The 3,370-nt window shown below is 62.8% G+C and carries 2 protein-coding genes; both read right to left on the reverse strand.

What is annotated here, in order from left to right; genetic code table 11:
* Positions 1-64: 64 nt before the first annotated feature.
* Positions 65-1,192, reverse strand: a complete 1,128-nt coding sequence (locus tag D8V06_RS00810; protein ID WP_130930271.1) for a chemotaxis response regulator protein-glutamate methylesterase — start codon at positions 1,190-1,192, stop codon at positions 65-67.
* 49 nt (positions 1,193-1,241) lie between these two features.
* A partial coding sequence (locus D8V06_RS00815) for a chemotaxis protein CheA (protein WP_130930272.1) occupies positions 1,242-3,370 on the reverse strand: 2,129 nt, incomplete at its 5' end.

Here is a 3,370-nt window from a genome sequence, read left to right on the forward strand (position 1 = left end):
AGGTAGTTGCCGCCGATGATGGCGACGAACGCCATGATGATGCCGATAAGGCTGAGAACATCCATCAGATACACGCCTCGACGATGTGCCGGCCAATGTCGTCCAGGCTGTACACCGCGTCAGCGAGTTCGGCTTTGACGATGGCCATCGGCATGCCGTAGATCACGCAGCTGGCTTCATCCTGCGCCCAGATCGAACTGCCGCCCTGCTTGAGCAGGCGCGCGCCCTCGCGACCATCGGCGCCCATGCCGGTCAACACCACCGCCAGAACTTTGTCACCGTAGGACTTGGCCGCCGAACCGAAGGTGATATCGACGCACGGTTTGTAATTCAAACGCTCGTCGCCCGGGAGGATTTTCACCGCCCCACGGCCGTCGATCATCATTTGCTTGCCGCCCGGTGCGAGCAGGGCCAGGCCAGGACGCAGGATATCGCCGTCCTCGGCTTCCTTGACGCTGATGCGGCAGAGTTTGTCCAGACGCTCGGCGAACGCCTTGGTGAACGCAGCGGGCATGTGCTGGATCAGCACGATCGGCGCCGGGAAGTTGGCCGGCAATTGGGTCAGCACCCGCTGCAAGGCAACCGGGCCGCCGGTAGACGTACCGATGGCCACCAGTTTGTAGGCTTTGCGTTTTGGCGCCGGTGATGGCTGCGTGGGCGCATGGGTACGCACCGGAATCGGAGCCGGTGCCGGACGCACAGCTGCGCTGCTGCCGTAACTGCTTGTGGAAGGCGTAGGCGTCGGAGCCGGTGCGGCCACCGGAGCCGGTGCACTGTAGGCGCTGACACGACGGTTGCTGCGCGAAATGCTCAGAATCTTTTCGCACAGCAGTTGCTTGACCTTCTCGGGATTGCGCGAGATGTCTTCGAAATTCTTCGGCAGGAAATCCACCGCGCCGGCGTCCAGCGCATCGAGGGTAACCCGGGCGCCTTCGTGGGTCAGCGAGGAAAACATCAAGACCGGGGTCGGACAGCGCTGCATGATGTGCCGCACCGCCGTGATGCCGTCCATCATTGGCATCTCGTAGTCCATGGTGATCACGTCCGGCTTGAGAGCCAGCGCCTGATCGATCGCCTCTTTTCCGTTGGTCGCGGTACCGACGACCTGGATATTCGAATCCGCTGAAAGAATTTCCGAGACGCGGCGGCGGAAAAACCCCGAATCATCCACCACCAGGACTTTGACTGCCATAAACACTCCGTTAGGCGGAGCGAGGCTCAGTCGCCCCGCTCCACCAGAATCAAATACGCCGTGCGGCGTAACGCTTGAGCATGCTCGGGACATCGAGGATCAGCGCAATGCGACCGTCACCGGTGATGGTGGCGCCCGACATGCCCGGGGTTCCCTGGAGCATTTTGCCCAATGGCTTGATGACCACTTCTTCCTGGCCCACCAGTTGATCGACGACGAAGCCGATCCGCTGGGTACCCACCGAAAGGATCACCACATGGCCTTCGCGCTGCTCTTCGTGAGCGGCGGAGCTGACCAGCCAGCGCTTGAGGTAGAACAACGGCAGCGCCTTGTCCCGCACGATCACCACTTCCTGGCCGTCCACCACGTTGGTGGTCGACAGGTCGAGGTGGAAGATCTCGTTGACGTTCACCAGCGGAAAGGCGAACGCCTGGTTGCCGAGCATGACCATCAGCGTCGGCATGATCGCCAGGGTCAACGGCACCTTGATGACGATCTTCGAACCCTGGCCCTTGGCCGAGAAAATATTGATCGAACCGTTGAGCTGGGAAATCTTGGTTTTCACCACGTCCATGCCCACGCCACGACCCGACACGTCGGAGATCTCGGTCTTGGTCGAGAAACCCGGGGCGAAAATCAGGTTGTAGCACTCGGTATCGCTCAGTCGATCGGCCGCGTCCTTGTCCATCACACCGCGTTTTACCGCGATCGAACGCAACACGTTCGGGTCCATGCCCTTGCCGTCATCGGAGATCGACAACAGGATGTGATCGCCTTCCTGTTCCGCGGCGAGAATTACCTTGCCGCCACGGGCCTTGCCCGAGGCTTCGCGTTCTTCCGGCGACTCGATGCCGTGGTCGACCGCGTTGCGCACCAAGTGGACCAACGGATCGGCCAAGGCCTCGACGAGGTTCTTGTCGAGGTCGGTCTCTTCGCCGACCAGCTCCAGGTTGATCTCTTTCTTGAGCTGGCGCGCCAGGTCGCGAACCAGGCGCGGGAAGCGCCCGAAGACTTTCTTGATCGGTTGCATCCGGGTCTTCATGACCGCGGTTTGCAGATCGGCCGTGACCACGTCGAGGTTGGACACGGCTTTGGACATGGCTTCGTCGGCGCTGTTGGCACCCAGGCGGACCAGGCGGTTACGCACCAGCACCAGCTCGCCAACCATGTTCATGATTTCGTCGAGACGCGCGGTGTCGACCCGCACAGTGGTCTCGGCTTCGCTGGCAGGCTTTTCCGCGGGCGGCGCGGCCGCGGCACGGGCCGGAGCCGGTGCAGCGGCGGCAGGTGCCGGCTTCGCGGCTTCGGCCTTCGGTTCAGGAGCCTTGGCCACCGGCTTCGGTGCCGCAGCCTTGGCGACAGGCGCCGCAACCGAGGCGCTCGCGCCGGTTGCCGTGCCAGCCGTGGCGCCCACTTCAGTGAACTTGCCCTTGCCGTGCAATTCGTCGAGCAGCGATTCGAATTCGTGATCGGTAATCAAGTCACTGCCGGCCGCCGCAGCGATTGGCGCAGCAGGCGTCGGCACCGAAGCGATGGCCGATTCCAGCGCATCCACGGCAAAGTTGCCCTTGCCGTGCAGTTGGTCGAGCAGTGCTTCGAATTCGTCGTCGGTGATGTCAGAACTGTCGCCCGCGGCTTTCGGAGCCTGCGGCGCGGCAGGGGCCGCCGGTGCCACCGCATCAACGGCAAACTGGCCTTTACCGTGCAACTGGTCGAGCAACGACTCGAACTCGGCGTCGGTGATTTCGTCGCTGGCCGCGGTATCGGCGGCGGGCGCTGGAGCAGCCGCCGGCGCCTCGGCCTGGGCCTTGACGGCGTTCAGCGAATCCAGCAGTTGTTCGAATTCATTGTCGGTGATGTCGCCTGACTCGCTTTGAGCGGCAGGTTCTTCAACCACTTCGGCGACGGGTGCTGGCGCTGCCTCGTCAGCCGATTGCGGCTCGGCCAGACGGGCCAGTGCCGCGAGTAATTCTGGCGTGGCAGCCGTGATCGGGCCACGCTCGCGGACTTCGCTGAACATGCTGTTCACCGCGTCCAGTGCTTCGAGAACCACGTCCATCAATTCCGAGTCAACGCGACGTTCGCCCTTGCGCAGGATGTCGAACACGTTCTCGGCGATGTGGCAGCACTCCACCAGCTCGTTGAGCTGGAGGAAGCCGGCGCCCCCTTTTACAGTGT

The organism is Pseudomonas sp. Sample_24, from assembly GCF_004307605.1.
In the GTDB taxonomy this organism is placed as follows: domain Bacteria; phylum Pseudomonadota; class Gammaproteobacteria; order Pseudomonadales; family Pseudomonadaceae; genus Aquipseudomonas.

What these genes read in the sequence shown, in the direction of transcription:
- D8V06_RS00810 (WP_130930271.1), bottom strand. Translation starts at nt 1,192, where the DNA reads ATGGCAGTCAAAGTCCTGGTGGTGGATGATTCGGGGTTTTTCCGCCGC.